Annotated in this window: 2 protein-coding genes and 1 pseudogene; all 3 read right to left on the bottom strand. The window is 73.9% G+C overall.

The features are described 5' to 3' along the window. Positions 1 to 7 precede the first annotated feature (7 nt). The 3 genes and pseudogenes from JHN63_RS48935 to JHN63_RS48925 all read right to left on the bottom strand — a co-directional run bounded on the left by JHN63_RS48935 (position 8) and on the right by JHN63_RS48925 (position 3,828). A pseudogene (locus tag JHN63_RS48935) lies at positions 8 to 941 on the bottom strand (RNA polymerase sigma-70 factor). Positions 942 to 1,213: 272 nt separating this feature from the next. Beyond that, positions 1,214 to 2,731, bottom strand: a complete 1,518-nt coding sequence (locus tag JHN63_RS48930; RefSeq protein WP_200691601.1) for an MFS transporter — start codon at positions 2,729 to 2,731, stop codon at positions 1,214 to 1,216. Between the two features lie 170 nt (positions 2,732 to 2,901). Continuing rightward, positions 2,902 to 3,828: an aromatic prenyltransferase gene (locus JHN63_RS48925; RefSeq protein WP_200691600.1), complete on the bottom strand. Its 927-nt coding sequence runs from the start codon at positions 3,826 to 3,828 to the stop codon at positions 2,902 to 2,904. Positions 3,829 to 4,436 lie beyond the last annotated feature (608 nt).

The raw sequence follows: 4,436 nt of genomic DNA, 5'->3' as shown, positions 1-4,436 counted from the left end.
GGGGTGGTCAGTGGGGGGTGCGGCGGGCCTGGTTCGCCTCGCGGCTGAGGGCCCAGGCGTCGGCGACGGGGCCCAGGTGGGCGAGCTTGTCGGGGTTGGTCACCGAGCGGATCGTCTGGATCCGTCCGTCCAGGACGTCCAGGGTCCAGGCGGTGAGGACCCTCCCGTCGCGGTCGCGGAAGATCGCGCCGGGCTGGCCGTTGATCTCGCGCGGCTCCAGCGTCACCTCCACCCGCACCAGGGCCGGGACGACCGAGGCCAGCAGACGGGCGGTGTTGCCGGCGCCGCTGACGGCCCTGGCCAGCTGCGGGGTCTTGCCGCCGCCGTCGCCGACCATCTGCGCGTCCGCGGCCAGCAGTTCGCGCAGGCCCTCCACGTCGCCCTCGCGCAGCGCGCAGAAGAAACGGGTCGCCAGTTCGTCGCGCTCACGGCGGTCGGCCTCGAAACGGGGGCGCTCGGCGGCCATGTGCCGGCGGGCGCGCACCGGCGCGCACCGCGAGCTGACGGCAGGCGCTCTGCGAGCGGCCGACCGCCGAGGCGACCGCGGGGAAGTCGAAGGCGAACACCTCGCGCAGCACGAACACCGCCCGCTCCAGGGGGCTGAGGCGCTCCAGCAGGATGAGCGCCGCCATGGAGACGGAGTCGGCCAGTTCCGCCGAGCGGGCCGGGTCCTCGTAGGGGTCGGTGAGCAGGGGTTCGGGCAGCCACGGCCCGACGTACTGCTCGCGCCGCACCCGGGCCGAGCGCAGCACGTCGATGGAGATGCGGGTGACCACGGCGGAGAGGAAGGACTTGGGCGACGCGGGGCGGGCCGGGGAGGCGTCGTAGCGCAGCCAGGTCTCCTGGACGGCGTCCTCGGCCTCGCTGACGCTGCCCAGGATGCGGTAGGCGATCGAGAACAGCAGGGAGCGCAGTTCCTCGAACTCGTCGATCCGGCTCACCGCGATCTCCTCCCGTGGAGCCGAGCGTGGACCCGGGCATGGACCCCGGCGCGGATCCCGGCGTGGATCCCGGCGTGGATCCGGTCCGGTGCCGGGCGCTTCCACCCTAGGGGCGGCCCGCGGGCACGTCCCGTACGGTCCGGGGGCGTTCGAGCGCGGCTGTAGCGGGTCTTGAGCGGGACACCGGCACACGCCGGAAGGGCCGGCCGCACCCGGGGGGTGACCCGGGTGCGGCCGGCCGGGCGGAAGCTGCCCGCAGGGTGGTGCTGTGGTCAGGAGCGGGCCGCTTCGGCCTGTTCGGACGGCTTGGCGGCCGGTGCGGCCGGGGCGGGCAGGGGGCCGCCGCGCAGCAGCAGGGCGGAGACGGCGGCGCCGAGGACGAGGAGGGCGGTGCACCACCAGAACACCCGGATGTCGCCGTGGATCGACGCCAGGTGCATCTCCTGCACCGTCGGCCGGCCCTGTGCGTGGGTGGCGAGCCAGTCGGTGGCGGCGGTGGCGGCGATCGTGTTGAGCAGGGCGGTGCCGATCGCGCCGCCGAGCTGCTGGCCGGTGCTGATGACCGCGGAGGCGATGCCCGCGTCCTGGGGGGCGACACCGGAGGTGCCCGCGCTCAGCGCCGCGCCGTAGATGAGGCCCATGCCGATGCCGACCAGGAGGACGGGGCCCAGGATGTGGCTGGCGTAGGCGGAGTTGGCGTCGATGCGGGTCAGGCCGGCCATGCCGGCGGCGCTGATCAGGAGGCCGCCGGTGATCAGCGGGCGCGGGCCGAACTTGGGCAGCAGCTTGATGGCGCCCACGCTGGTGCCCACCGGGGTGATCGCGATCATCGGGAGCAGGGCGCAGCCGGAGGTGATCGCCGAGTAGCCCAGGATGGTCTGCATGTAGTAGACGAGGAACATCAGGATGCCGAAGAAGCCGATGCCGACCAGGAGCACGGTGAAGTAGGCGGCACCGCGGGTGCGGCTGAGCACGATCCGGGGCGGCAGCAGCGGGTGCGCGGCGCGGGTCTGCCAGATCGCGAAGGCGACCAGCAGGACGGCGCCCAGGGCCAGGAAGCCCCAGGTCGAGGTCTCGCCCCAGCCGTTGTGCGCGTTGGAGAAGCCCAGCACCACCGCGAACATGCCGACCGACGCGAGCAGCACACCGGGGATGTCCATCCGGGCACCCGACTTGGGCTGGTCCTGCAGCAGCGCCATGCCCCCGAAGAACGCGACGGCGGCGAGCAGCAGGTTGACGTACATGCACCAGCGCCAGCTCAGGCCGGAGGTCAGCGCGCCGCCGATGATCAGGCCCACGCCCGAGCCGCTGGCCACGACCCCGCTGAAGACGCCGAAGGCCTTGGCGCGTTCCTTGGGGTCGGTGAACGTGGTGGCCAGCAGGGCCAGGCAGGAGGGCGAGAGGAGGGCGGCGAACGCGCCCTGGCAGGCGCGGGCGGTCACCAGCATCTCGAAGTTGGTCGCGGCGCCGCCCACCGCGGAGGCGGCCGCGAAGCCCAGCAGGCCGATCAGGAAGGCCCGCTTGCGGCCGATCAGGTCGGACAGCCGCCCGCAGAACAGCAGCAGACCGCCGAAGGGCAGCGCGTAGGCGGTGACGATCCACTGCCGGTCGGCGTTGCTGAAGTCCAGTGCCCGCTGGGCGGAGGGAAGCGCGATGTTCATGACCGTCAGGTCGAGGCCGACCATCAGGTAGGCGGTGCAGATGACGGCGCCGATCAGCCACCGCCGCCGGGCGTCCGCGGCCGCCCCCGTGCTCGGCCCAGCCGCGGCGGCTGCGCTCTGTGCTGCCATGATCATCTTCTCCTTGTTCCGTGTTCCGGCGTTGTTGGCGAACGGGCCTTGGGGCCTCGCCCCTTAGGACGAGACACGGGGGTGGTGCTGTGACATGGCCGCGGGCGGCCGCTGCCCGGAGCCGGCGGAACACGGGGCGGAACAGGGGCGGATGCCGGCAATCGCGCGGGTCAGGCGGGCCGCACCGGGCGGGCGTGGGAGGTGAACACCTTCAGCAGCAGCGGCGAGATCTGGTGGTACACCGCGAGGTCGAGATGGTCCCCGCCGGGCGACCACTTGACCGCCGAGGCGTTCACCGGCTCCCCGGCGTACGTGTACGGGGCGCTCCTGACGAAGTGCTCCAGGCGCGGGTCCAGCCGGGCCGGGAGCGCCGCGGGGTCAAGACCGGGCGAGGGCACGGGGGCGAAGGAGATCCGCCGGATGTCCGGGGAGTCCCAGCCGAGGGTCGCGTAGACCCGGTACGCCGTGCACGCGTACGCCAGCATCCGCTCGTCGGGCTCGGGCAGCCCCATCTCCCGCAGCAGGGACAGGACGGTGCGCGGGTCGAGGGCGCCGGCCACGGCGGGAGGCAGCTGGAAGTACAGGTTCAGCGTCCTGCTGCGGTAGTTGATCCCGACCAGCGCCACCTCCTCCAGGCCGTGGCGGGCGAAGAGCGCGGCATTGGCGGCGACCGAGTCCGGCACCGAGGGGATGCGGGCGAACTCCGCCACCTTCTGCAGATGGCCGGGGAACTGCGCGTAGATCTTCTTGAAGCCGTCGGCGACCCCGCAGTCGATGAAGTAGTCGTCGACGGCGATCCGCTCCTCGATGTCCGAGAGCAGCGCGGCGACGGGATGGTCCGTCGGCGGGAGCAGGCCGCCGGCCAGCGCCCGGGCATACGGGCCCAGGTCCCCCGGGGACACCTGCACGGTGTACTCGAGTTCGCCCACCCGGCCCGCGTTGAGCTGCGCGCTGAAAATGATCGCACCGTCCGTCAGCGCGTCACGGAACGCCTCCAGGACCGGCCAGACCGTGTCACGCGAGAAGGACGCCCCCACCAGCCGGGCCGCCTCCTCGATGGCCAAGTACAGCTTTTCCGCCTCAGTGCCTCGGGACATCAACACTCCAAGTAGTCTGCGCCGGTCATTGATTCCGCAGGAATCCGTGCTCTCCGCCGCCCGGGGGAACTTACGCGGGGCCGCTCGGGAACCCCTGGAGAAGCCACTGACGCCGGGGTCGGTGAAGTCGTGAGCAGGTGTCGGCCGCCCCGCCCCGGCATCGGGAGGACCGCGGCGCGGGCACCGGTGAGCGGGGCGCCCGGCGCGGGCCGGCTGCCGCCGCGGGCACGCCGCCGAGCGGTGGGAGCCGGCCGCGCACGGCCGTTCGCGGACAACGGCGGCGGGCGACGGCAGCCTGCCGGGGGCCTCACGTCCTGAGGCAGCGGGGGTGCATGCCCGGCCCTCGCGTCTACGGCCCGGTCGGCGCCGGTGGTACGCGTGCGGCCGTACGGCGCGCGGGACGCCGGCCGCCGCGGAGGGCGGTGCACCGCGAGGGGTTCCCCCGCGCCCGTGCGGCAGCGGGGCAGGTGCCGGACCCCGCCCCGCGGCCCGGCCGGTGCCGGTGGGCGGGCGCGGGGCACGGAGAACACCGGCATCCACGGCTGCCGCCACGGGCCGTGCGCAGCGGCAGGCGCCCCGCTCACCGGTGCCGGCACCGGTGAGCGGGG

This window comes from Streptomyces sp. MBT65, assembly GCF_016612545.1.
Taxonomy (GTDB): Bacteria; Actinomycetota; Actinomycetes; order Streptomycetales; family Streptomycetaceae; genus Streptomyces.
The sequence above is the reverse complement of the archived record's forward strand: the minus strand, read 5'-3'. Positions and strand labels throughout refer to the sequence as shown.